General features: G+C 70.9%; 17 protein-coding genes and 2 pseudogenes. 16 read left to right on the top strand and 3 right to left on the bottom strand.

The features are described 5' to 3' along the window. Nucleotides 1-82: 82 nt before the first annotated feature. On the bottom strand, nt 83-1,333 hold the full coding sequence (locus D473_RS0119135; protein WP_017610662.1) for a class I SAM-dependent methyltransferase: 1,251 nt from the start codon (nt 1,331-1,333) through the stop codon (nt 83-85). Nucleotides 1,334-1,564: 231 nt separating this feature from the next. Here D473_RS0119135 and groES point away from each other — a divergent pair, with 231 nt between their 5' ends. The 9 genes from groES to D473_RS0119090 all read left to right on the top strand — a co-directional run bounded on the left by groES (nt 1,565) and on the right by D473_RS0119090 (nt 12,371). After that, nucleotides 1,565-1,873 (top strand): co-chaperone GroES, encoded by a 309-nt coding sequence (gene groES, locus D473_RS0119130; protein ID WP_017610661.1) that lies wholly within the window; start codon nt 1,565-1,567, stop codon nt 1,871-1,873. Nucleotides 1,874-1,993: 120 nt separating this feature from the next. Then, nucleotides 1,994-3,589: a chaperonin GroEL gene (gene groL / locus D473_RS0119125; RefSeq protein WP_017610660.1), complete on the top strand. Its 1,596-nt coding sequence runs from the start codon at nt 1,994-1,996 to the stop codon at nt 3,587-3,589. A gap of 265 nt (nt 3,590-3,854) precedes the next feature. After that, nucleotides 3,855-4,409, top strand: coding sequence for a sigma-70 family RNA polymerase sigma factor (locus D473_RS0119120; RefSeq protein ID WP_026127108.1), 555 nt, complete (start codon nt 3,855-3,857; stop codon nt 4,407-4,409). A 190-nt stretch (nt 4,410-4,599) separates the two neighbouring features. Next, entirely contained in the window at nt 4,600-6,090 is a 1,491-nt protein-coding gene (gene guaB / locus D473_RS0119115) for an IMP dehydrogenase (protein ID WP_017610658.1), read from the top strand. A gap of 117 nt (nt 6,091-6,207) precedes the next feature. Further along, entirely contained in the window at nt 6,208-7,314 is a 1,107-nt protein-coding gene (locus D473_RS0119110; protein WP_017610657.1) for a GuaB3 family IMP dehydrogenase-related protein, read from the top strand. Nucleotides 7,315-7,362: 48 nt separating this feature from the next. Further along, the gene (locus D473_RS0119105; RefSeq protein WP_017610656.1) at nt 7,363-8,211 is read left to right on the top strand and encodes a lytic transglycosylase domain-containing protein; all 849 of its coding nucleotides are present in this window, start codon (nt 7,363-7,365) and stop codon (nt 8,209-8,211) included. A gap of 222 nt (nt 8,212-8,433) precedes the next feature. Continuing rightward, nucleotides 8,434-10,161, top strand: coding sequence for a glycerol-3-phosphate dehydrogenase/oxidase (locus tag D473_RS0119100; RefSeq protein ID WP_017610655.1), 1,728 nt, complete (start codon nt 8,434-8,436; stop codon nt 10,159-10,161). A gap of 114 nt (nt 10,162-10,275) precedes the next feature. Next, a complete protein-coding gene (locus D473_RS0119095; RefSeq protein ID WP_017610654.1) occupies nt 10,276-10,962 on the top strand; it encodes a response regulator transcription factor in 687 nt (228 codons plus the stop codon). A gap of 5 nt (nt 10,963-10,967) precedes the next feature. Continuing rightward, nucleotides 10,968-12,371 carry a sensor histidine kinase gene (locus D473_RS0119090; protein WP_033353634.1) on the top strand — a complete coding sequence of 468 codons (1,404 nt, stop codon included), beginning with the start codon at nt 10,968-10,970 and terminating at the stop codon, nt 12,369-12,371. Here D473_RS0119090 and D473_RS25850 read toward each other — a convergent pair. Both D473_RS25850 and D473_RS28560 read right to left on the bottom strand, forming a co-directional pair. Further along, complete coding sequence (locus D473_RS25850) at nt 12,322-12,960, bottom strand: TAXI family TRAP transporter solute-binding subunit (protein WP_017610652.1); 639 nt, start codon at nt 12,958-12,960, stop codon at nt 12,322-12,324. The two genes, D473_RS0119090 and D473_RS25850, sit on opposite strands and share 50 nt — an antisense overlap. 79 nt (nt 12,961-13,039) lie before the next feature. Beyond that, a pseudogene (locus D473_RS28560) lies at nt 13,040-13,294 on the bottom strand (TAXI family TRAP transporter solute-binding subunit); the annotation flags it as partial. A 199-nt stretch (nt 13,295-13,493) separates the two neighbouring features. Between D473_RS28560 and D473_RS0119080 the strand changes: the two are divergent. The 7 genes and pseudogenes from D473_RS0119080 to D473_RS0119050 all read left to right on the top strand — a co-directional run bounded on the left by D473_RS0119080 (nt 13,494) and on the right by D473_RS0119050 (nt 23,939). Continuing rightward, nucleotides 13,494-14,495 (top strand): TAXI family TRAP transporter solute-binding subunit, encoded by a 1,002-nt coding sequence (locus tag D473_RS0119080; protein ID WP_017610650.1) that lies wholly within the window; start codon nt 13,494-13,496, stop codon nt 14,493-14,495. Further along, nucleotides 14,495-15,025: a DUF1850 domain-containing protein gene (locus D473_RS0119075; protein ID WP_017610649.1), complete on the top strand. Its 531-nt coding sequence runs from the start codon at nt 14,495-14,497 to the stop codon at nt 15,023-15,025. Before D473_RS0119080 ends, D473_RS0119075 begins: the two co-directional genes overlap by 1 nt. 43 nt (nt 15,026-15,068) lie before the next feature. Beyond that, nucleotides 15,069-17,183 (top strand): TRAP transporter permease, encoded by a 2,115-nt coding sequence (locus D473_RS0119070; RefSeq protein WP_017610648.1) that lies wholly within the window; start codon nt 15,069-15,071, stop codon nt 17,181-17,183. A gap of 446 nt (nt 17,184-17,629) precedes the next feature. Continuing rightward, nucleotides 17,630-18,667: a hypothetical protein gene (locus tag D473_RS26960; RefSeq protein WP_051043138.1), complete on the top strand. Its 1,038-nt coding sequence runs from the start codon at nt 17,630-17,632 to the stop codon at nt 18,665-18,667. Between the two features lie 93 nt (nt 18,668-18,760). After that, nucleotides 18,761-20,179 (top strand): 3' terminal RNA ribose 2'-O-methyltransferase Hen1, encoded by a 1,419-nt coding sequence (locus D473_RS0119060; RefSeq protein WP_026127107.1) that lies wholly within the window; start codon nt 18,761-18,763, stop codon nt 20,177-20,179. Next, nucleotides 20,176-22,721, top strand: a pseudogene (locus tag D473_RS25845) (polynucleotide kinase-phosphatase). Before D473_RS0119060 ends, D473_RS25845 begins: the two are co-directional and overlap by 4 nt. A 432-nt stretch (nt 22,722-23,153) precedes the next feature. Then, nucleotides 23,154-23,939 carry an SAM-dependent methyltransferase gene (locus D473_RS0119050; RefSeq protein WP_017610645.1) on the top strand — a complete coding sequence of 262 codons (786 nt, stop codon included), beginning with the start codon at nt 23,154-23,156 and terminating at the stop codon, nt 23,937-23,939. Nucleotides 23,940-24,143 lie beyond the last annotated feature (204 nt).

Genomic DNA, 24,143 nt, shown 5'->3' with positions numbered 1-24,143 from the left:
CCCACTTGCCCCAAGGGACGAGGGAACTTCCGGTTCTTTCACATAACGATCCGGAACGCCTGCCTCCCGAGATCTCCTGCGGTCAGGCCACCTCGCGGCACACCAGCGCCCAGGGGCGGTCCCCCACCCTGGTCAGGACCACCGTCGCCGCCTCCGGCCCGGACGGCCGCAGGTCGCGCCGCAGCCGCTCGGTGTCCACCGCCGACCCGCGCTTCTTCACCGTCACCGTTCCGACCCCGCGTTCGCGCAGTGCCGCACGCAGCTTCTTGAGGGAGAACGGCATGACCGCATCGACCTCCAGCACCCGCCACAGCGGCGAGAGCTCGGCCCGGTCGGAGGTGAAGTAGGCGATCCGCTCGTCCAGCAGGGCGCCGTCCACCCGGGCGGCCGCCTCCGCCACCAGGTGAGAGCGCACCACCGCGGGGTCCGGGTCGTACAGGTACCGGCGTGCCGCGGCCACCGGCGCCGGGCCCGCATCCGGGTCGGCCTCCAGGTGCGCGACCCCTCCCTCGCGTTCGCGCAGGCCCGGGCGCTCGTGCAGCACCGTTGCACGCCGCCGGCCCCCGGCCAGGGCGCCGAACCACAGTGCGGTCTCCTTGAGCTCGCCGTCCACCGAGATCCACTCGGCCGCGGAGCCCTCCGGCAGCACCTCGTGCGGGATCCCCGGGGCCGCCTTCAGGCAGGCCGCCTCCGACCCCTGGGCCAGTTCCACCGCAGAGCCCCACGGCGGGGAGTAGGCCTCCGGGTCGAACACCCGGCCGCGCCCGCCCCGGCGCGCGGGGTCGCAGAACAGCACCGGATACTGCCCCGGCGCCGTGGCGGTGACGTCGCCCTGCCGTACCCGCGCGACGTCCTCCAGGTCCAGGGCCGCGATGTTGGCGCGCGCCACGGCCACGGTCAGCGGGTCGAGGTCCGTGCCCTCGACCGGGACCCCGCGTTCGGCCAGGGCGAGCAGATCGGCCCCGATCCCGCAGCACAGGTCCCCGGACGGCCGTCCGTCCGAGACCTCCACGCCGGCCTCCGCCGTGCGCTCGGCCCGGTAGGCGGCCACACTCGCGCGGGTGGCCTGCTCGGCGCCGTCCGGGGTGAAGAACATCGAGGCCGCGCGGTCACCGAACTTGGCCCGCGCGCGTTCACGGAGGGTGATCTGGGTCAGGAGTGCGTTGACCAGATCGGAAGCGGGTAGGTCGGGCCGCAGGGCCGCGACGGCGGGCTCGGTGCGCAGGCGCGAGGCCACCGCCAACCGGTCGTTCGCGGCCTCCGTCGGGTCGATCCCTCCCAGGAGTTCCCGTCCCGCCTCGGTGAGCAGCGCCTCGAACGCGGCCGCGTGCATGAATTCCCCCGTGCGCGGTGATCTGTGGTGGTGGACACGGGTCCCCGGGCGGGGATCACGGTCTCATTTCCATTCTGGCACTCTCGGGGGTAGAGTGCTAATCGCGACGAGGCCGGTCTGGCACCCGCGACGACAGGCCGCCGCGGTCGCCCCTTTTTTCTCGTAGACGGTCCACGTAAGAGCGTGGACCGCAGTGCAAGACACCAGAACTGTGAAGGGGGAGGTCAGACAGTGTCGACCGCCACCAAGACCGTGCTGAAGCCGCTCGAGGACCGCGTCGTGGTCAAGACCCTGGAGGCCGAGCAGACGACCGCCTCCGGGCTGGTCATCCCGGACACCGCCAAGGAGAAGCCCCAGGAGGGCGAGGTCCTGGCCGTGGGCCCCGGGAAGCTCGACGACAAGGGCGCCCGCGTCGCCCCCGACGTCAAGATCGGTGACGTCGTCCTCTACAGCAAGTTCGGCGGCACGGAGGTCAAGTACGAGGGCGAGGAGTACCTGGTCCTCTCCGCTCGCGACATCCTCGCGGTCGTCGAGAAGTAGGTCCCTGCGGCCCCGCGCTGCACCAAGGACCACGCATCCCGCATCCGGTCGGCCCTCTGCCGGGCGGGGCGGGATGCTTTTCTTTCTTCTCAACACCGGACCGACGAGGGAGTCAGCCACATGCCCAAGATCCTGGAATTCGAGGACGACGCCCGCCGCGCGCTCGAGCGCGGTGTCGACCGCCTCGCCGACGCGGTCAAGGTGACGCTCGGCCCGCGCGGCCGCAACGTCGTCATCGACAAGAAGTTCGGTGCCCCCACCATCACGAACGACGGTGTGACCGTCGCCCGTGAGATCGAGCTGGACGACCCCTACGAGGACCTCGGGGCCCAGCTGGTCAAGGAGGTGGCCACCAAGACCAACGACGCCGCCGGCGACGGCACCACCACCGCCACCGTGCTGGCCCGTGCCCTGGTTCGCGAAGGCCTGCGCAGCGTTGCAGCCGGTGCTTCCCCGATGTCTCTGAAGCAGGGCATCGACGCCGCGGCCGAGCACATCGCCAAGACGCTGGTCGAGCGCGCGGTGCCGATCGAGGAGCGCGAGGACATCGCCTACGTGGCGACCAACTCCGCCCAGGACGCCCAGATCGGTGAGCTCATCGCCGAGGCCTTCGACAAGGTCGGCAAGGACGGCGTCATCACCGTCGAAGAGGCCCCGACCTTCGGGCTCGACCTCGACTTCACCGAGGGCCTCCAGTTCGACAAGGGATACGTCTCTCCCTACTTCGTCACCGACAACGACCGCCAAGAGGCGGTGCTGGACGACGCGCTGGTCCTCATCCACCAGGGCAAGATCAGCAACCTCAACGACCTCCTCCCGCTGCTGGAGCAGGTCCTGCAGAACAAGAAGCCGCTGCTGATCATCGCCGAGGACATCGAGGGCGACGCCCTGGGTGCCCTGGTGCTGAACAAGATGCGCGGCACGCTCGACGTCGCCGCGGTCAAGGCGCCCGGCTTCGGTGAGCGCCGCAAGGCCATGCTGCAGGACATCGCCGTCCTCACCGGCGGACAGGTCATCGCCGAAGAGGTCGGCCTGACCCTGCAGAACGCCGGCATGGAGACCCTCGGCAGCGCCCGTCGGGTCACCGTCACCAAGGACGACACCACCATCGTCGACGGTGCAGGTGAGCAGAGCGAGGTCGACGACCGCGTCCGCCAGATCCGCAGTGAGATCGAGAACAGCGACTCCGACTGGGACCGCGAGAAGCTCCAGGAGCGCCTCGCGAAGCTGGCCGGCGGCGTCTCCGTCCTGCGGGTCGGCGCGGCCACCGAGGTCGAGCTCAAGGAGAGGAAGCACCGCCTCGAGGACGCCATCTCGGCGACCCGTGCGGCCATCGAGGAGGGCATCGTCGCCGGCGGCGGCGCCTCCCTGGTGCACGCGGCCAAGGCCCTGGACGACCTGGGGCTGGAGGACGACGCCCGGACCGGTGCCGACATCGTGCGCCGCTCCCTGGCCGAGCCCGCCCGCTGGATCGCCGAGAACGCCGGCGCGGAGGGCTACGTCGTCACGCACCGCATCTCCGAGCTGGAGGTCGGCCACGGCTACAACGCCACGACCGGAGACTACGAGGACCTCACCGCGCAGGGCATCCTCGACCCGGTCAAGGTCACCCGTTCGGCCGTGCAGAACGCCGCGTCCATCGCGGGCATGCTCCTGACCACCGAGGCGCTGGTCGTGGACAAGCCCGAGGAGGACGAAGAGGGCCACAGCCACTAGCAGTATTCCCGAGTGGTTCGGTGGGCGGGGTACCCTCGGGTGCCCCGCCCACTACCATGAGAGGCACCCCACATACAGGGACTCATTGGGCGGTTTCGGGTTATTTTTGCAAAATGTGACCATTCCGTAGCGTCCTGTTGGAGCGGTCGGGTCCCGTGTGCGGGGCATCATTTCTGACGTGACGGATGCAGGCGCCCACGGAGGCGTTGCCGCGCAGCGGCCAGGAGCGCACGGGGCCGGGGAGGCCTCTGCGCCCGATCAGGGCCTGAACCACCTGGGAACTCGTGCTGTGCAGGGTGAGGACGGGGCCATGGACTCCCTCCTTCGGGAGGTCCGCCCGATGGTGGTCCGCTACTGTCGTGCCAGACTGGCCCGGGTCTCCGGACTCGCCCACTACTCCGACGACGTCGCGCAGGAGGTCTGCGTCGCGTTGCTCTCGGCTCTGCCCCGGTACGAGGACAGGGGGCGCCCCTTCGCCTCCTTCGTCTACGGGATCGCGGCCCACAAGGTCGCCGACACCCTCCGTGTGGCGGGCCGGGTGGAGACAGTGCCCACCGACACGCTCCCCGAGCGCGCGGACGACGGTCCCGGCCCGGAGGAGGCAGCGGTCCGGGTCATCGAGGCCCAGAAGGCCAGAGAACTACTCGACGAGCTGCCCGAACAGCAGCGCAGACTGCTCGTCATGCGGGTGATCGTCGGTCTGACAGCGGATGAGACGGGACATGTCCTTGGAATGTCGGCAGGAGCGGTACGGGTTGCCCAGCACAGGGCTATTGCTCGGCTTCGGAAGGTGGCCGTGGCGCAACGCCTCCTCCCATGAACCGCCCCGGCGCACACGTTCCCGCCGGATCTGCCCCTCGCGTCCCGTCCTGCGCAGCGGTTACTGCCGGCTCCCGGCGAAGTGACCGGTCGAACATCCTGTTTCACCTGGGGCGGGCGGACGAACGTCCTAGGATGAGACGACACGCGGGGCTGCCGCCTTGATCGTTCAGGACAGCGGAGGTTGTGTCATGGGCCAGGAGTACAGCGATTACGGGGACAAAGTGCTCCCTCCGGGGCTGACCTACGACGACGTGCTCCTTGTACCCGGGTACTCCGATCTGCAGCCCGGGGACGTGGACACCACCACCGCCCTCTCGCGCAACATCCAGATCCGCATGCCGCTGCTGTCGGCCGCCATGGACACCGTCACCGAGGCGCGCATGGCCGTGGCCATGGCCCGCCAGGGCGGCGCCGGCGTGCTCCACCGCAATCTCTCCGCCGAGGAACAGGCCAGCCAGGTCGACCTCGTCAAGCGTTCCGAGGCCGGCATGGTCACCGCCCCGGTCACCTGCCGGCCCGAGGACACCCTCGCCGATGTGGAAGGCCTGTGCGCCCACTACCGCATCTCCGGTGTCCCGGTCACCGACGCCGCCGGCAAGCTCGTCGGCATCGTCACCAACCGCGACATGCGTTTCGAGGACGACCGCGACCGCCTGGCCCGCGACGTCATGACCACCGAGGACCTCGTCACCGCGCCGGTCGGTGTCGCCCGTGAACAGGCCTTCGAGCTCCTGCGCAAGTACAAGGTCGAGAAGCTTCCCCTCGTGGACCCCGACAACCGCCTGCGCGGACTCATCACCGTCAAGGACTTCATCAAGAGCGAGCAGTTCCCCGAGGCGACCAAGGACTCCGACGGCCGCCTCGTCGTCGGCGGCGCCGTCGGGGTGGGCGAGGAGGCCGAACAGCGCGCGAGGCTCCTGGTGGAGGCCGGCGCCGACTTCGTCGTCGTCGACACCGCCCACGGCCACTCCAGCGGCCTGGCCGACATGATCGCCAAGCTCAAGGCCAACTCCGACGCCGACGTCGTGGCCGGCAACGTCGCCACGCGCGCCGGCGCCCAGCTCCTCGTCGACGCCGGTGCCGACGCCGTCAAGGTGGGTGTGGGCCCCGGCTCCATCTGCACCACCCGTGTGGTCGCCGGTGTGGGCGCCCCGCAGCTCACCGCGATCCTGGAGTCCTCTCGGGCCTGCGGGCCCGCCGGTGTGCCGCTCATCGCCGACGGCGGACTGCAGTACTCCGGTGAGATCGCCAAGGCCCTCGTGGCCGGCGCGAGCAGTGTGATGCTCGGCAGCCTCCTCGCCGGCGTGGAGGAGAGCCCCGGCGAGCTCATCTTCATCAACGGCAAGCAGTTCAAGGCCTACCGGGGCATGGGCTCGCTCGGGGCCATGCGCGGCCGCTCCTTCTCCAAGGACCGCTACGCCCAGGCCGAGGTCTCCTCCGAGGACAAGCTCATCCCCGAGGGCATCGAGGGCCAGGTGCCCTACCGCGGCCGGCTCTCCGCCGTCGCCCACCAGCTCACCGGCGGTCTGCACCAGTCCATGTGGTACGCGGGCACCCGCACCGTGCCCGAGCTGACCGAGCGCGGCCAACTGATGCGCATCACCAGTGCGGGCCTGCGCGAGAGCCACCCGCACGACATCAAGATGACCGTCGAGGCGCCCAACTACAACGCACGCTGAGAGCCGCGCACCCCGGCGTCGTCCCCGGCGCCGGACCGATAGACTCACCTGCGCAATACTGCGCCGGTCCTGCAGGACCGGTGACACACGTCAGAGGGGATCGAAGCGTTGGCTCAGGTGGAGATCGGGCTGGGTAAGAACGGGCGCCGGGCCTACGAGCTCGATGAGATCGGGATCGTGCCCGCCCGACGGACCCGTGACCCGGAAGAGGTGTCGCTCACCTGGCAGATCGACGCCTACAGGTTCGATACGCCGCTGGTCGTCAGCCCCATGGACAGCGTCGCCTCACCCGAGACGGTGACGGCGGTCGGCCGGCAGGGCGGCCTCGGTGTTCTCGACCTCGAGGGGCTCTGGACCCGTTACGAGGATCCCACCCCGTTGCTCCAGGAGATCCGCGAGCTCGATGAGGAGGCCGCCACCGCGCGCCTCCAGGACATCTACGCCGCACCGATCCAGGAGGAGCTCATCGGTCGCCGGATCGAGGAGATCCGCAGCACCGGCCTGGTCACGGCTGCCCGCCTGTCGCCGCAGCGCACCGCCCAGTACCACCGCGCCGTCGTCGACGCCGGGGTGGACATCTTCGTGATCCGCGGCACCACCGTCTCGGCCGAGCACGTGTCCGGGCGGGCCGAGCCGCTCAACCTCAAGCAGTTCATCCACGACCTGGACGTGCCCGTGGTCGTCGGCGGCTGCGCGACCTACACCGCAGCCCTGCACCTGATGCGCACCGGCGCCGCGGGTGTGCTCGTGGGCTTCGGTGGCGGTTCCGGCCACACCACCCGCTCGGTGCTCGGCGTGGCAGTGCCCATGGCCAGCTCCATCGGTGACGTCGCCGCAGCCCGCCGCGACTACCTCGACGAGTCCGGTGGCCGCTACGTGCACGTCATCGCCGACGGCGGCATGAGCGGCAGCGGCGACATCGCCAAGGCCTTGGCCTGCGGCTCCGACGCCGTCATGGTCGGTTCCCCGCTCGCACGCGCCACCGAGGCGCCCGGCGGCGGCTTCCACTGGGGCAGCGAGGCCCACCACAACGAGCTGCCCCGCGGCCACCGCGTCGAGGTGGGCACCGTCGGCAGCCTGGAGTCGATCCTGCACGGGCCCGCCTCCAGCAGCGACGGTTCCATGAACCTCATGGGTGCCCTGCGTCGCACGATGGCCACCTCCGGCTACAGCGACCTCAAGGAGTTCCAGCGAGTCGAGGTCGTGGTCAACCCCCACGGCTGATCCGCCTCCGATCCCGGCCGAGGGCTCGACCCCCGATGGAGGACATGCATGGGTGGCAGCACATCCGGAACCGCTCGCAAGAGACGGGGGCCGGTCATCACGGCCTGTGTGGCCCTGGTGGTGTGCTTGGTGCTCACCGGGGGCGTGCTCTACGTGGCCGACCGCGTCTCCACCGCCCTGGGTGAGTGGGAGCCGCCCGTGGGCGCGCCCGTGGAGCCCTCGGACGGCACCATCGAGACCCCGCCGCACAGCGAACTCGACGGTCCGCCCGAACGTGCGGAGGTCATGGGGGAGAACGAGGCCACCGCGGACGAGAGGTCAGCCCCCGAGGAGGCCTCGACCCGGCCCGACGGCGCCTGGCTCGAACAGGTCGCCGACGACACCGGGATCCCGCCCCGCGCCCTGGAGGGGTACGCCGGCGCCCAGCTCGTGGTCAATCGGGAGATCCCCGCTTGTGAACTCTCCTGGCCCACTCTGGCCGGGATCGGGTTCATCGAGACCCGGCACGGCACGTTCGCGGGAGGGGAGATCGGTGAGGACGGCACCACGACCGTCGACGTCATCGGGATCCCCCTCGACGGCACCGGCGGCACCGAGGCGATCCCCGACACCGACGGAGGGGAGTACGACGGCGACACCGAGTGGGACCGTGCCGTGGGTCCCATGCAGTTCGTCCCCGAGACCTGGGAGCGCTGGGCCGAGCCGTCGGAGGAGGGCGAAGCCGACCCGCACAGCATCGACGACGCCTCCCTGGCGGCGGCGCGTTACCTGTGCGCCGACCAGCGCGACCTCACCACCGGCGAGGACTGGGAGGCCGCGGTGCTGGAATACAACCGCTCCGGTGAGTACGTGACCGACGTGCTCGCCTACGCACACGCCTACGCGGACGCCTCTTGAGATGAGGGCGGGTTCAGGGGGTCGTTTTTCGACCTCGAAGCCCGAAAGTGCCGATTTCGGGTGGGGTAAGACACAGACGAGGCGTATCGGCGCAGGTCAGCGGCGTGTGTGTCTGAAGTGCCCCATGTGGCGTGGGTAGCCTGATCCAGCACAGTCCGGTGGACGGGACGCGGGGTGGGTAGGCGCCCCTCAAAACACCTGTCGAGTCGAAGGGACTACCTCATGGCGACCACGTGGCTGGGGCCCAAGGGCCGGGACGCAGCACTCGCGTCCATGGCCGACGAGGAAGAAGAATTGGACGTCCTCGTCGTCGGAGGGGGCATCGTCGGTGCGGGTATCGCACTGGACGCTGTATCGCGCGGTCTTTCGACCGGGCTGATCGAAGCACGCGACTTCGCCTCCGGTACCTCCAGCAAATCCAGCAAGCTCGTTCACGGCGGTCTGCGCTACCTGGAGCAGTTCGACTTCGAGCTCGTCCGAGAGGCCCTCCACGAGCGCGGGTTGCTGCTGAGCACCATCGCGCCGCACCTGGTCCGCCCGGTGCCGTTCCTCTTCCCCTTCAGCAAGCACTGGGAACGCTTCTACATCGGTGCGGGTGTGACGCTCTACGACACGCTCGCGCAGACCTCGCGCAACAACCGCGGGCTGCCCACGCACCGGCACCTTTCCCAGTCCGGAGCGCTGCGCGTGTTCCCCGCGCTCAAGCGCGACTCCGTGGCCGGTGCCGTCCAGTACTGGGACGCACAGGTCGACGACGCCCGCTACGTCACCACGGTCCTGCGCACCGCCGCGGGTCTGGGCGCGCACATCGCCTCGCGGGTGCAGGCCGTCGGGTTCCTGCGCGAGGGCGAGCACGTGGTCGGCGCGACCGTCACCGACCTGGAGAAGGGCGGGGAGAAGCAGATCCGCGCCCGCCAGGTCGTCAATGCCGCGGGTGTGTGGACCGACGAGATCCAGGAGATGGTCGGCGGACGCGGGCAGGTCCACGTCAGCGCCTCCAAGGGCGTCCACCTGGTCGTGCCGCGCGACCGCGTCCAGGCCTCCTCCGGGATGATCCTGCGCACCGAGAAGAGCGTGCTGTTCGTGATCCCGTGGGGCCGCCACTGGATCATCGGCACCACCGACACCCCCTGGGACCTCGACAAGGCCCACCCGGCCGCCAGCCGCACCGACATCGACTACGTGCTCGACGAGCTCAACAAGGTCCTGCGCACCCCGTTGACCCACGACGACGTCGAAGGGGTCTACGCGGGGCTGCGGCCTCTGCTGTCGGGGGAATCGGACGAGACCTCCAAGCTCTCCCGCGAGCACACCGTCGCCCACCCGGTGCCCGGTCTCGTGCTCATCGCCGGCGGAAAGTACACGACCTACCGCGTCATGGCCAAGGACGCGGTGGACGCCGTCGCGCACGGCCTGGGCGGTGCTCTGCCGCCTTCGGTGACCGACAAGCTGCCGCTCGCGGGTGCCTCCGGCTACCAGGCCCTGGTCAACCAGCGCCACACCCTCGCCCACGACTCGGGGCTGCACGTCTCGCGCATCTCCCACCTGCTGCGCCGCTACGGCACCGACACCCGCGACCTGCTCGCCCTGGTGAAGGAGCGGCCCGATCTGGGGTACCCGCTGGAGGGGTCCGAGGACTACCTGCGTGCCGAGGTCGTCTACGCGGTCGAGGCCGAGGGCGCCCGTCACCTCGACGACGTGCTCACGCGCCGCACCCGCATCACGTTCGAGACCTGGGACCGCGGGATCGCCGCCGCCGAGGAGGCCGCCCGGCTCATGGCCGAACCGCTGGGATGGTCCGACGAGCAGGTCGAGCGCGAGGTCGAGTACTACCGCAAGGGTATCGAGGCCGAACGCGCTGCGCAGGAGCAGGACACCGACCAGGAGGCCGACGCCGTGCAGCACGGTGCTCCGGAGATCGTTCCGGAGGCCGAAGTGCGCCGGGGCTGAGTCGGCGGCCCGCTGTGGCCCGCGCCACAGCACCACCTCTAGGGTGTGCAGGGAACACCACCCGGGGGCGCGGTAGCGACACACCGCGCCCCGCACCCGGAGGGCCCGGACGCCATGATCAAGGTGCTGCTCGTCGAGGACGACGTCCGCCTCGCTGACGCTCTCGCCGGGGCCCTGGAGAGCAACGGATTCGAGGTCGCGCAAGTGCGCACCGCGGCCGATGCCCTCGAGGCCGCCCCGGCCGACGTGGTCCTGCTCGACCTCGGGTTGCCCGACATGGACGGCCTCGAACTGTGCGCGCTCCTGCGCGAGCGGCACGACTTCGGGGAAACCGCGATCATCATGGTCAGCGCGCGCGGCCGCCGAAGCGAACGGGTCCGGGGCCTGCGTTCCGGGGCCGACGACTACGTGGCCAAACCCCTGGCCGTCGAGGAGCTGTGCGCCCGCATGGAGGCAGTGCTGCGCCGCACCCGGCGCCGCCACGACCCGGCCCTGCGGGTAGGGCCTCTCCGCGTGGACCTGGACGCACGCACCGTCGCCGATGCCGACGGGCCCATCGAACTCACCCGCAAGGAGTTCGACCTGCTGGCGGTACTGGCCCGGGAGGAGGGCGCGGTGGTCACCCGTGAACAACTCCTGCTGCGCGTGTGGCGCACCAGCTGGCCGGGCACGCTGCGCACCCTCGAGGTGCACGTGGGGACCCTGCGTTCCAAGCTCGGGGTGGCGGGCCTCATCGAGACGGTGCGCGGGGTCGGTTACCGGCTCTCCCCGACCGGGGCCGCCGCGACCGGACGCTCCTGACCCGCATGCGCCGGCGTGTGAGGACGGTGTACGTGACCCTGCTCGTGGTCACCTGCCTGAGCCTGGCTCTGCCCCTGTGCGGGAGCATCGCGGCGCGCGGCACCTCCGAGATGCTCCTCGACCGCATCAACGACACCGCCCGCCTGTCCGGTCTGGCCGAACCGAGTGTGCTCACCGGCTCGGCCGGCACGTTGTCCGGGGAACTGGCCGCCTACGACGAGCTCTACGGGGTCGCCGGTGTGGTCCTGGACCGCGACGGCGGCGTCGTGGCCTCCTCCCGATCCGGACTGGGCGGAACCGGACTGGAGGAGGTCGTCGGCGGGGCACCCGCGGACCTGCCCGCCGAGGTGCGCACCGCGCTGGCCGGGGGCCGGTCGGGGGCGGACACCGTCGTGTGGCCCTGGAGCACCGACCCGCTCGTGGTCGCCGAGCCGGTCGGCTCCGGGGAGATCGTGGGTGTGGTCGTGACCGCCTCGCCCACGGGAGGGCTGCGCCGGGCGATCCTGCTCCGGTGGCTCGGGGTGTGGGTGGTGGCCCTGTCCGTGCTGGCCGTGGTGATCATCGCGGCCGGCCCGTTGACCCGGTGGGTCCTGCGGCCCATCGACGACCTCGACGAGGCCACCCGTGCCGTCAGCGAGGGCAGCCTCGACGCACGTGTACCCGTGGGCGACGGGCCCCTGGAGCTGCGCCGCCTGGGGGAGTCCTTCAACCGGATGGCCGACACCATCACCTCGATGCTGGAGAGCCAGCGCACCTTCGTCGCCTACGCCGGCCACCAGGTCCGCAATCCCCTCGCAGCGCTGCGTCTGCGGGTGGAGTCCCTGGGCCGCCACCTGCCCGAGGCCGGAACCCGTGAACACCGCCTCGCTCTGGACGAGGTCGACCGCCTCACCCGTATCTGCGACAGCCTGCTCACCCTCGCCCGTACCGAGGACACCGACCACTCGCTGGTGGAGGAGGACGTGCGCGGGGTCGCCGAGGACCGGGTCGCCGCCTGGCAGCCCATCGCCGAACGCGCCGGGGCCCGTCTGGAGTGCGGGGGCGACGGTACGGCCACGGTCCACTGCGTGGAGGGCACCCTCGACCAGGCCCTGGACGCCCTCATCGACAACGCCCTCAAGTACGGCGGCACCGGGGCGCACATCCGGGTCCTGGTGGAGGCGCCGGCCACGGTCCGGGTGGTCGACGACGGCCCCGGGCTCCCGGCCGAACAGCTGGCCGGGGCCACCCGGCCGTTCTGGCGCGACGGCGGCCGGGGCGGTTCCGGGCTGGGGCTGTCGATCGTGGTCACTCTGCTGGAGATGCAGGGCGGGAGCCTCACGCTCGGCCCCGCGGACCCGCACGGTATCGATGCGCGCGTCAGTTTTCCGACGATGCGGGGACCGTCCACGAGTCGTGCGCGTACTTGATCGAACGGTAGTAACCGGCCGCCCCCGGATGCAGTGGAACAGGCCGTGTCGCGATCGCCGAACGCGAATCCAGGTGCAGTGCCACCGGGTGGATGAGGCTCATGTCCGCCCGTGATTCGAACAGCACCCGGGTCAGGTCCCGGGCGTCCTCGTCCGGCATGTGCGCGGAGACGACGAGCATGCTCGGCACCCCGATCGTGCGCACTGCCGGAACCCCCGGATAGGTGCGGGCGGGCACGGGCAGTTCGGAGAAGTACTCGCCGTAGCCTTCCACGAGCTCGGGCACGTGCTGCGACAGGTCCAGCAGCCGGATCGGCGTCTGCCCGGCCAGTTCGGCCACGGCGCGGGTGGGCAACCCGCCCGACCACACGAACGCATCGATCTCACCCGCGGCCAGGGCGCCGGCGGAGTCCTCGATCGCCAGCCGTCGCCGGTCCACCCCGGGGCCGTCGGCGTCCTCGCCGAGCCCGGCCGACCCGAGCAGGCGTTCGGCCATCATCTCGGTGCCCGAACCGGGCGCGCCCACCGACACCGTCGTCCCCTCCAGGTCGGCGACCTCCTCGTGGGGCGCGTCCCGGTGCACGACCACGTGGGTGTGGTTGTCGTNGCCCCCCCCCCGCCAGCGCCGCCACGTCGGCCAGGGTGAAGGCCGCGTCGAGCTCGCCCCGCGCCACCAGTTCCAGGTTCTCCACACTCGCGCCGGTCACACGCGTGGAGATCTCGGTGTTCGGAGAGGCGGTCGTGACCTGGGCCAACCCGTCGCCGTAGACCTGGTAGACCCCGCCGGGGCCGCCCGTGCCGACCGTCACCCGCAGCACACGTGCGCCCCCCGGGTGGGAGAGCGTCAGTGCCAGAGTGAGCACCAGCGCGGCGCAGACCGGCAGGAGCGCTCTGTCGGGGCGCGGGGAGGGGGCCCGTTGCATGGCGCCACCCTAGGACATGCCCGGAAGGCACTCGGCATCCACCGGACATGCCCTGACCGCTGGGCCACGACCTCAGAAGAGGCTCAAATCCTGGTGCTGGGCCCACGGATGCCGGGGTATGGCGGTTAGGTTCCCGACTACGGAGTGGTACCCGCCACACCCCCGTCGAACGTCCGCCCCTCCGAGAGGACTCCAGACCATGCGTCGCTCCGTGTTGAAGGCCGCCGCGATCCCCGCCGGCATCCTCCTGCTGTCCGCCTGTTCACAACCTGCCGAGGACACCGACGGACCCGTCGAGAACCTGAGCATCGCCACCGGCGGCACCAGCGGTGTCTATTACCCCATCGGAGGGGTCCTGGCCGGCATCATCGAGAGTGAGTCCGAGGGCCACCAGGCCTCGGTCGAGGCCACCGGCGCCTCCGTGGAGAACATCCGCCTCATCGACTCCGGCGACTCCCACCTGGCCCTGGTCCAAGGCGACTCCGCCCACCAGGCCATCACCGGTAGAGCCGACTTCGAGGGCGAGGAGATCCGGACCCGCACTCTCGCGGTGCTCTACCCCAACGTCTTCCACGCCGTCACCCTGGACTCCACCGCCGAGTCCGAGGGCTACGAGTGCTTCTCCGACGTGGTGGGGACCCGCTACTCCGTCGGCGACATCGGCAGCGGCAACGAGACCACCACCAACCAGGTCTTCGAGAGCCTCGGCATCGACGAGAGCGACGTCGAGATCGACCAGCTCGGCTACTCCGAGACCGCGACCGCCCTGCAGAACGGCCGACTCGACGCCGGATCCTGGGTCGTCGGTGAGGGCCATTCCGGCATCGTCGAGCTCGGCACCACCGACGACATCGCGATGATCTCCATGTGCGAGGAGGAGCTCGACCAGATCGTCGAGGGCGAGGGCGACTACACCGAGCACACCATCGAGGCCGGTACCTACCCCGGCGTCGACGAGGACGTCACCACCGTCGCCACATGGAACGCCCTCGTGGTCTCGGAGGACTTCGACGACGACCAGGCCTACGACATCACCGAAGCCGTGTTCGACAACATCGACGACGTCGTCGGTGCCTACGCTCCAGGCGAGGAGTACATGGTGCCCGAGACCGTGCAGAACGCGCCCGTCCCCGTGCACCCCGGCGCCCAGCGCTTCTACGAGGAGCAGGGCGTCGAGCTCTCCGAGGACATCCAGGGCTGATGCTCCGGTCGCCGTGGATGCGGACAGGGGCGGTGGCGGCCTCCGTCCTGGCCGTCGCCGCTCTGGCCACCCTGCTCTGGCCCGCCCGGACCGCGTTGCGTGTCAGTGACGAGGATCGGACCCTGGGGCACCTGCCGTTGGCCGAGGGGGAGGCGCTGACCGTGGCCTACACCCACTCCATCGACGGGTTGCCCATCGAGGAGGACCTCCTCGTCGAGGACGGCAGGCTCGTCGTCGACGCCACCCGGCTGCGCCAGTTCGGTGCAGGTATGGGGCAGATTCCCGGCGAGGGCACCGGCCGCGCCGACGGGCAGTGGTGGGTCGTGGAGGACCTCGACCGCGACATCGGCACCGAGATGGTCCTACGGGTCGGCTCCGCAGAGGTCGACCACCGGCTGCGGGTCCCCGGCACCGAGGTGGAACTGTCCCCGTGTCTGGCAGGGGCCNGGGGCCCCCCCGTCACTGTCGAACCGGTCCGTGTCTCCGCCCTGCACCTGTGGCTCGACGGCGGCCCCCAACCCGATTGCTGACCCCGAACGACCCCGAACCCTGCCCGACCACTCGAGGTGGACCATGATCGACAGTCCGAGACAGGACCAGGGCGAGACATCCGCACTCCCCGAGGTCGAGGGGCGCGACGCCGAACTCCCGCCCCTCTGGCGCCGCATCGCCTCCGAACGCTGGGGGAGCGGCCGCACCGCCGACACCGTGGGCCTGCTCGTGCTCGTGCTGGCCACGGCCCTGACCGCCTTCCAGCTCTACGTGTCGTTGGCGGCCGGTGTCGACGCACGCCAGCAACGGCTCGTGCACCTGATGTTCGTGATGTTGCTGGTGTTCCTGATCATGCCGCCGCTGAAGACGGCCAAGGACGAGGACGGGAACACCCTCGACACTGCCGGCAACCGCACGCGCAAGATCCTCGGTGTCGGCATCGACCTCACCGCCATCGGCCTGGCCGTGGTCACCAGCCTCTACCCGATCGTCTTCCAGGCCGAGCTGGCCTCCCGCGCCGGCGGCTACGAGGACATCGACTGGATCATGGGCCTGCTCGGGATCCTCGTGCTGCTCGAGGCCACCCGCCGCGCCGTCGGATGGATCATGGTCGTCCTCGTGTCGCTGTTCATGTACTACGCCTGGCTCGGGCCCCTGATCCCCGGCGACTTCGCGCACACGGGCGCCACCCTCCAGCGCATCGCCACCCACAGTTATCTGGGCAACGACGGTATCTACGGGATGACCCTCGGCGTGGTCGTCACGTTCGTGTTCGTGTTCATCCTCTTCGGCGCGATCCTGTCCAAGACCGGCGGCGGCAACTTCTTCGTCGGCCTCGCCTACGTGCTCACCGGACGCATGGTCGGCGGACCTGCCAAGGGCGCGGTGCTCGGCAGCGCCATGATGGGGTCGATCAACGGCAGCGCCATCGCCAACGTCGTCACCACCGGGCCCTTCACCATCCCTCTCATGAAGAAGGTCGGGTACAGAAAACACGACGCGGCGGGCGTGGAGGCCGCCTCGTCCACCGGTGGCCAGATCCTGCCGCCCATCATGGGTGCGGGCGCCTTCATCATGGCCGACCGGCTCGGTATCCCCTACGCCGACATCGTCAAGGTCGCCATCGTCCCCGCCCTCATGTACTTCGGCGTGATGTTCCTGTTCGTGGACATCCTCGCCCGCAAGCACGGGGTCGATGCCCTACGCGCCGACGAGATCCCCCGGTTCCGGAGCGTCATGAAGGCCGGCTGGCACTTCCTCGCCCCGCTCGTGCTGCTCATCGTGCTCCTGCTCAATTACGTGCACCCCGCCCAGGCCGGCCTCTACGCCTGCGGCGCCCTGCTCGTGGTCGCGATGCTGAGGGCCGGCAGCCGCCTGGGAACGCGCGACTTCCTCGAGGTCTTCGTCATCGCCGCCCGCAACACCCTCGCGGTGTCGGTGGCCTGCGCCGTGGCCGGCATCATCGTCGGCATGGTCGGCCTCACCGGACTCGGCCTGGTCTTCTCCAACGTGCTCGTCACCGCGTTCGCGGGGAGCCTGCTGCTGACCCTGGTCATGGTCGCCCTGGCCTCGCTCGTCCTCGGTATCGGCCTGCCGGTGACCGCCTCCTACGTGGTGCTGGTGATCCTGGCCGGGCCCGCCCTGGAGGAGCTCGGACTGGCCCTGATCGTCGCGCACATGATCGTGTACTGGTACAGCCAGGACTCCAACGTCACCCCGCCGGTCGCCTTCGCCGCCTTCGCCGCCGCCGGGATCGCCGAGTCCAAGCCCATGCGCTCGGGTGCGTCCGCGTGGAAGGTCGCCAAGGGCCTCTACCTCATCCCGATCCTCATGGCCTACTCGGCGCTCATGGCTCTGGACGGCCCCGTCATCGACGTGGTCATCGCCGTGGTGACCGGGTGTGTGGCCCTGGCGGCATCGGCGGTCGCGATCGAGGGGTTCTTCCTGCGCAAGGTCATGGTCCTCGAACGCCTCGCCCTGATCCTGGCCGCGTTGCTGGTGATGATCGCCCCCGAGTGGGCCGGACTCCTCCAGGCCGCGCTGTCCCTGGACGTGCACCACTACTGGTTCGTGCTCGCCGGGACCGCGCTCGGTGCGGTGCTGCTGGTCCTGCACGTGGTCAACCACCGCGTGGCCCAGCGTTCCGGTACCCCCGAGGAACGGATCGGGACCGAGGCCGGTGCCCACACCGGCTGACCGGCCCCCGGTGCGCGCGCCCGTCCTGTGCGCACCGGGCAGGGCGGCCGCGGGGCTCCTGCTCCGGGCCGCCCACCGGGGCCGAACACATATCAGCTGTTCAGGTGCGGGGCGGGTGCCACGCATGGCCTCCTGCGTGGCGTTGATCAGACCGTCCAGGGTCTGGCGTACGCGGGCGAGCTCCTCCGCCTGGGCGTCGATGCGGTCGCGTTCCGCGGTGAGCCGGCGTAGTAAGGCCGGCGGGCAGCGTTCCCCCGGCCCCGGTCCGTTTCGCGAGCTCCCCGATCCGTACGAGAGGCCTCCGTTCCGACCTTCCCCCGACACCGGTGTCAACTCCTGGTGTATCGGCGCGTCCACCGGAAGCCACCGGAGAGAAGGCTGTTGTTCGGTACCCCTTCGACCGAGGCCTGGTCGGGCCTTCCCCTCCACCCCCTAAGCTCGGTGACATGTGGCGTTTCGGTTGGAATCGGAAGAGGGTGCTGCGCGGCACCGACATCGATGAGCTCCTGGTGTCTGCTGGGTACGGGACCGATCCGGCCGTACGCGCCGTCTGCGAAGCCGTCCTCGAAGGCGATCTGGCCCCCGGCCTCACGCTGCTCGCCGACACCCGCGACGATCCCCACACCCGGGTCCACGCAGCCGAGGCGCTCGGCCGCGCCGCGGTGCAGCACCTCGGCGACGTCGCCGAACTCGCCGAGGACGGTGCCGACCAGGCCGACGTGCTCCTGTGGGTGGGCCAGACCCTGCTCGCCGGCGCCCAACGCCGCCCCGGTTCCTCCCGTGCCGACCGCAAGGGCCTGGAGGCCGCCCTCCAGGAGGTACGGATCCCCCTGAAGACCTCCGCCGAACTGCGCCCCGACGACGCCGCACCCTGGGCGGCGCTGCAGACGGTCGCCATGGGGCTGAGCGCGGACCGTGACGAGAAGGACCGTCTCTGGCGCGAGATCACCGACCGCGCCCCCGCGCTCCTCCCCGCACACATGACCCGCGTGCGCACTCTCTCGCCCACCCGCGGCGGCACCACCGAGGAGATGTTCGCGAGCGCCGGAGCCTCCGCCGACGTCGCACCCGGGGGCGACCCGCTGCCCTCCGTGCTCGCCCTGGCCCACGCCGAACACCTGCGAGGGGAAGAGAAACGCCTGGTCGCCGAGGGCAAGAGCCCCGAGATCGCCCATCTGGGCCTGGGCCGCCTGCACGGCGAGCCCCTGCAGGAGCTCTTCGACCTCGCCCGGTCCTGGGCCGAGCACGCCGTCCCCCACGTCTACGACGCGCAGGCCCACCACCTGTTCGGCTGGGCCTTCCACCGCGCCGGCATGTCCGAGCCCGCCCGCTGGCACCTGGGTTCCGTCGGCCGATACGCCTGCGACCTGCCGTGGTCCTTCTTCGGCGCGCCCCGCGCCGAGACCGCCCGTGCCATGGCCGAGCTCGGTGTCGACCCCGCCGCCCACGACACCGTCGGCGAGGACCCGCGCCACGAGCTCTAGAGCAGGGCCTCAGCCGCGTCGGCCCGCCGACCCCGTCCACAGGGGAAGGAAAAGCACTGGTGTCCGAGCGTGGATCTCCGTGAGAATGCCGATGTGCTGCTCACGATCACGACCACGCAGACCCCGACCGCACCCGCGAGCGACCTCGGCTTCCTGCTGCACAAGCATCCGGAGCGGGCGCAGCGCTTCGATCAGTCCTTCGGGACCGCGCACGTGTTCTACCCCGAGGCCGGGGCGGAACGCTGTACCGCCGCGCTCCTCCTCGAGGTCGACCCGCAGGCGCTGCTGCGTACCCGTACGTCCGTGAGCGCACCCGACTCCGCGCCGGCCCAGTACGTCAACGACCGGCCCTACGCCGCGTCCTCGCTGTTCACGGTCGCGCTCGGCCGGGTGATGCGCACGGCGCTGCGCGGTCACTGCGAGCAGCGCCCCGAGCTCGCCCGCACCCCCGTCCCGTTGGAGCTGCACCTACCCGCGGTGCCGTGCCGTCCCGGGCCCGAGCGCGCCCGCGCCCTGTTCGAGCCGCTCGGGTGGTCGGTGGAGGCCGAACCCGTCCCGCTCGACCCCGGCCTGCCCGGCTGGGGCGACTCCCACCACCTGTCGCTCACCCTCACCGGCACCCTCCGCCTGTCGGAGGCCCTCAACCACTTGTACGTGCTGCTGCCCGCCATGGACGGCGGCCGCAAGCACTACTGGGTCGACGAGAGCGAGGTGGAGGAACTCCTGCGCGCCGGCGGAGCCGCCGGCGACGACGCCGAAGAGCCCGGATGGCTGGCCACGCACCCCGAGCGTTCCTGGATCACCCGCCGCCTCCTCGATCGCCGTGAGCGCTACGTCCGCACCGCGCTGGGACGCCTGTGCGAGGCCGAGGAATCCCCCGGTACCCGGGCCGAGGACGACCCGGCAGTCGAGGAGCGAGGTCCCGACCCGGCCGAACAGCGCGCCGGCGCGGTGCTGGCCGTCCTGCGGGCCGAGCAGGCCGAGAGCGTCATCGACCTCGGCTGCGGCAGCGGCAGGCTCCTCACACAGCTCACCCGCGAATCCGCGCTGCGCCGCGTCACCGGTGTGGACGTCAGCGCCGACGCCCTCGCACGCGTGGAGGAGAGCCGAGCGGAACTGCTCGTGGGTTCGGTGCTCTACCGCGACCGCCGGTTCCACGGGTACGACGCCGCAGTGCTCATGGAGGTCATCGAGCACCTGGACACTTCCCGCCTGCCCGCCATGGAGGAGGTCGTCCTCGGCGGAGCCGCACCCCGGGTCGTCGTCGTGACCACCCCCAACGCCGAGTACAACACCCATGACGAGAGTCTGGGCGAGGGCGCCTTCCGCCACGGCGACCACCGCTTCGAGTGGAGCCGCGCCGAGTTCGCCGCCTGGTCCGACCGGGTCGCCGACACCTACGGGTACACGGTCCGACGGCTGCCCGTCGGCCCGCAGCACCCCGAAACCGGGGCCCCAACCCAGATGGCCGTGTTCATCCGCGCCACCCCACGGGAGGAAGCAGGCACATGACCACCGACACCACCGGCACCGAGCCGCGCGTGCTCGGGGTGCCCGCCATGGGGCTCGTCCTCCTCGTGGGTGTCTCCGGATCGGGCAAGTCGACCTTCGCGGCCCGGCACTTCCTGCCCACCCAGGTCGTCAGCTCCGACGACTGCCGGGCCCGGGTCGGCGACGACCCCGACGACCAGTCCGCGACCGCCGACGCGTTCGCCCTGCTGAACACCATCGTCGACATCCGGCTGCGTCGTGGCCTGCTCACCGTCGTCGACGCCACCAACGTGCAGCGCCACGCCCGCGCCGAGCTGGTCCGTATCGCCAAGGCCCACGACGTCCTCACCACGGCGATCGTGCTGGACGTGTCCGAGGGCCTCGCCCGCGAGCGCAACGAGGAACGGCCCGGACGGGACTTCGGGGCGCACGTGATCCGCCGCCAGCGGCGCGACCTCAAGGGCAGCCTCGAACGGCTCGGCCGAGAAGGTGTCCGCAAGGTCCACGTGTTGCGCGGCCCCGAGGAGATCGACGACGTGCGCATCGGCCTCGAACGGGCCCGGCCCGACCGCCGCGAGCTCACCGGGCCCTTCGACGTCATCGGTGACGTGCACGGATGCCGGGAGGAACTCGAGGCCCTGCTCCGGCGCCTCGGCTACGAACTCACCCATGGCACCGACGGCCGCCCCGTCGGTGCCCATCACCCCGAGGGCCGCACCGCCGTGTTCGTCGGTGACCTCGTCGACCGAGGCCCTGACAGCCCGGGGGTCCTGCGACTGGCCATGAACATGGTCGACGACGGGGACGCCCTGTGTGTGCCCGGCAACCACGAGAACAAGCTCGTGCGGGTCCTCGAAGGCCGCACCGCCCGGCTCACCCACGGGCTCGACCGCACCATGGAGCAGTTGGAGAAGGAGGCCCCCGAGTTCCGCGAGCGGGTGCTGTCCTTCTGCGACGGCCTCGCCAGCCACCTGGTCCTGGACCGCGGCAAGCTCGTGATCGCCCACGCCGGGCTCAAAGAGACCTACCACATGCGTGTCTCCGGGCGGGTGCGGTCCTTCGCGCTGTACGGCGACACCACCGGTGAGAGCGACGAGTACGGCCTGCCCGTGCGCCTGCCATGGGCACGCGACTACCGGGGGCGGGCCGCCGTCGTCTACGGGCACACCGTCGTGCCCCGCGCAGAATGGCTCAACAACACGCTGTGCATCGACACCGGGTGTGTGTTCGGCGGAGAACTCACTGCCCTGCGCTGGCCGGAACGGGAGACCGTCGCCGTGCCGGCTGGACAGACCTGGTTCGAGCCGGTGCGCCCCGCCATGCTCGAGACCGCCACCGACGAGTCGGCGTCCCCGGTGGTCGACGCGGGCGACCTGGGGCTGGGTGGCTCCCGGCCCGGCCTGCACGTGGAGACCCCCGACGGCACCGTGCGCACCGACGAGGGCAGCACCCTGGCCGCGCTCGAGGCCATGAGCCGCTTCGCCGCCGACCCGCGGTGGCTGCTGTACCTGCCGCCGACCACGGCGCCCGCGCCCACCGCGGCCTCGCCCGCGCTCCTGGAACACCCGGCCGAGGCGTTCGCGTCCTACCGCGGCTCCGGCGTCGACCAGGTCGTGTGCCAGGAGCAACACACGGGCTCCCGAGCCGTGGCCGTGCTGTGCCGGGACCAGGCCGCCGCGGAACGCCGATTCGTTCCTGGGGAGCTCGGCGTGGTCCACACCCGCACCGGCCGACCGTTCTTCTCCGACCCCGAGGTGAGTCGCGAGATCGTAGACCGGCTGCGGCAGGCCGTCACCGATGCCGGCCTGTGGGACCTCCTCGGCACCGACTGGATCGCCCTGGACGGGGAGATGCTGCCCTGGTCGGCCAAGGCCCGCGGGTTGATCCGCGACCAGTACGCCTCCGTGGGCGCGGCCGCCCGCGCGTCACTGCCCGCCGCCCGCGACGCCCTCGCCGCGGCCGCCGCGCGCGGCGTGGACGTCGGCGGCCTCGAGGACACGGTGGACCGGCGTATCGACCAGATGGAGGCCTTCAGCCGCGTCTACCGCCGCTACACCTGGGACACCGACGGTGCCGCCGGGATCCAGTACGCGCCGTTCATGGTGCTGGCCTCCGAGGGCCGCGAGTACACCGACGCCGATCACCTCTGGCACATGGCCATGGCCGAGAAACTGGCCGAGTCCGGCGACATGGTGCGCCCCACCCGCTACCGTGTCGTGGACACCACCGACCCGCAGGACTGCGACGCCGCGGCCGTGTGGTGGACCGACCTGGTCGCCGCCGGGAGAGAGGGCGCGGTCGTCAAACCCGTCTTGGGCGCCCGCGCGCGTGGGCGCAAGGGTCTGGCCCAGCCCGGACTCAAGGTGCGTGGCCCGGAGTACCTGCGCATCATCTACGGCTCGGACTACACCGATCCCGAGCGGTTGGAGGTGCTGAAGAAGCACCGGAACCTGGACCGTAAGAACAGCATGGCGATGCGCGAGCACAAGCTCGGNGGCGGGTCCCCCAGCCGGTGTTCGCGGCGCTGGCGTTGGAGAGTGAGCCTGTGGACCCGCGGTTGTGACCGCGCGGGGTGGCCTGGTGGGAGAACCTTGTGAGGGATGGGTCGCGAGTGGTGCCGAGGTTCACGTGAGGGTATGGGGCCGTGTGGTTGGTGCGGTGGGTGTTCGTCGGAGCGCCGAGCCCAGCCCGGCCGGGGCAGGCCGGCGTGTGCGCGGCTCGGGAAAAGCCCAAGCATGGCCGATCTCGCCACCAGTGCCGGGCTCGACCAACCGATCTGCTGTAGCCCCGGACGTACCCCTGGCGACGGTTGTCAGCGCCGACCGTCCGGGGATGCAGGAGGGGAACCCCCGAGAACACAGGGGTTTCGGAGGCGGGCCCGGGTGCCAGGTCCTACCCGGGAGCACTACTATGCGTGGCGCGTGGTCCTCTCCCGACGACGCGTTCGTCCCCACCACGTTGATCCCGCCCACCCCCATGAAACGAGGCACCTCCCATGCCCGACGGCCCGCAGATCGACACCACCCGCACCCACTCGGCCCGCATCTGGAACTACTGGTTGGGCGGCAAGGACCACTACCCCGTCGACCGCGCCGCTGGTGACCAGGTGGCCGAGCACTTTCCCGAGATCACGGACCTGGCCCGCGGTGGCCGCGAGTTCCTGATCCGTGCCGTCACCCACCTGACGGAGGAGGCCGGCATCCGCCAGTTCCTCGACATCGGGACCGGCATGCCCACGGCCAACAACACCCACGAGGTGGCCCAGGCCGTCGCCCCCGAGAGCCGTGTGGTCTACGTGGACAACGATCCGCTCGTCCTCACCCATGCCCGCGCGCTCCTCGTCGGGACCGAGGAAGGCGCCACAGACTACATCGACGCCGACCTCCGCGACCCCGGCAAGATCATCGAGAGCGCCGCCCAGACCCTCGATCTCGACCAGCCGGTGGCGCTCATGCTCATGGGGATCCTGGGCCACGTCCCGGACGACGAGGTCCTGCCGGTCGTGCGCCGGCTCATGGATGCACTGCCCTCGGGGAGTTACCTGGCCAGCTACGACGGCAGCAACACGAGCGAGGCCTACAACCAGGCCATCGAGGTCGGCAACAAGCAGGGCGACGTGCCCTACCTGCTGCGCAGCCCGGAGGACATCGCGGCACGTTTCGAGGGCCTGGAGCTCCTCGACCCCGGCGTCGTCCCCTGCCCTCTGTGGCGGCCCCGTCCCGTCGAGGTCGGCAGCCACCGCGGGATGGACCAGTACTGCGGAGTGGCACGCAAGCCCTGAGGCGGGCCGAGCGGGGCGGGCGGAGATCCATCATCGGGACCGGTGCCTCCGCCGGATGACGGCCGGCCCCCGGAACTCCTGGCGCGAACCCGTGAACCGGAGCCCGCCCGCCCCTCGGCGCATCACGCCGACACCGGCACACGGCCCCGGTTCTTCACTTCGGGGCCTTCCCCCGGACACCGGGGAAAGGCATGATGTGCGGGC

Origin of the sequence: Nocardiopsis xinjiangensis YIM 90004, from assembly GCF_000341145.1 — a bacterium.
Classification (GTDB): domain Bacteria; phylum Actinomycetota; class Actinomycetes; order Streptosporangiales; family Streptosporangiaceae; genus Nocardiopsis; species Nocardiopsis xinjiangensis.
This window is presented reverse-complemented; position numbering and strand designations above follow the sequence as displayed.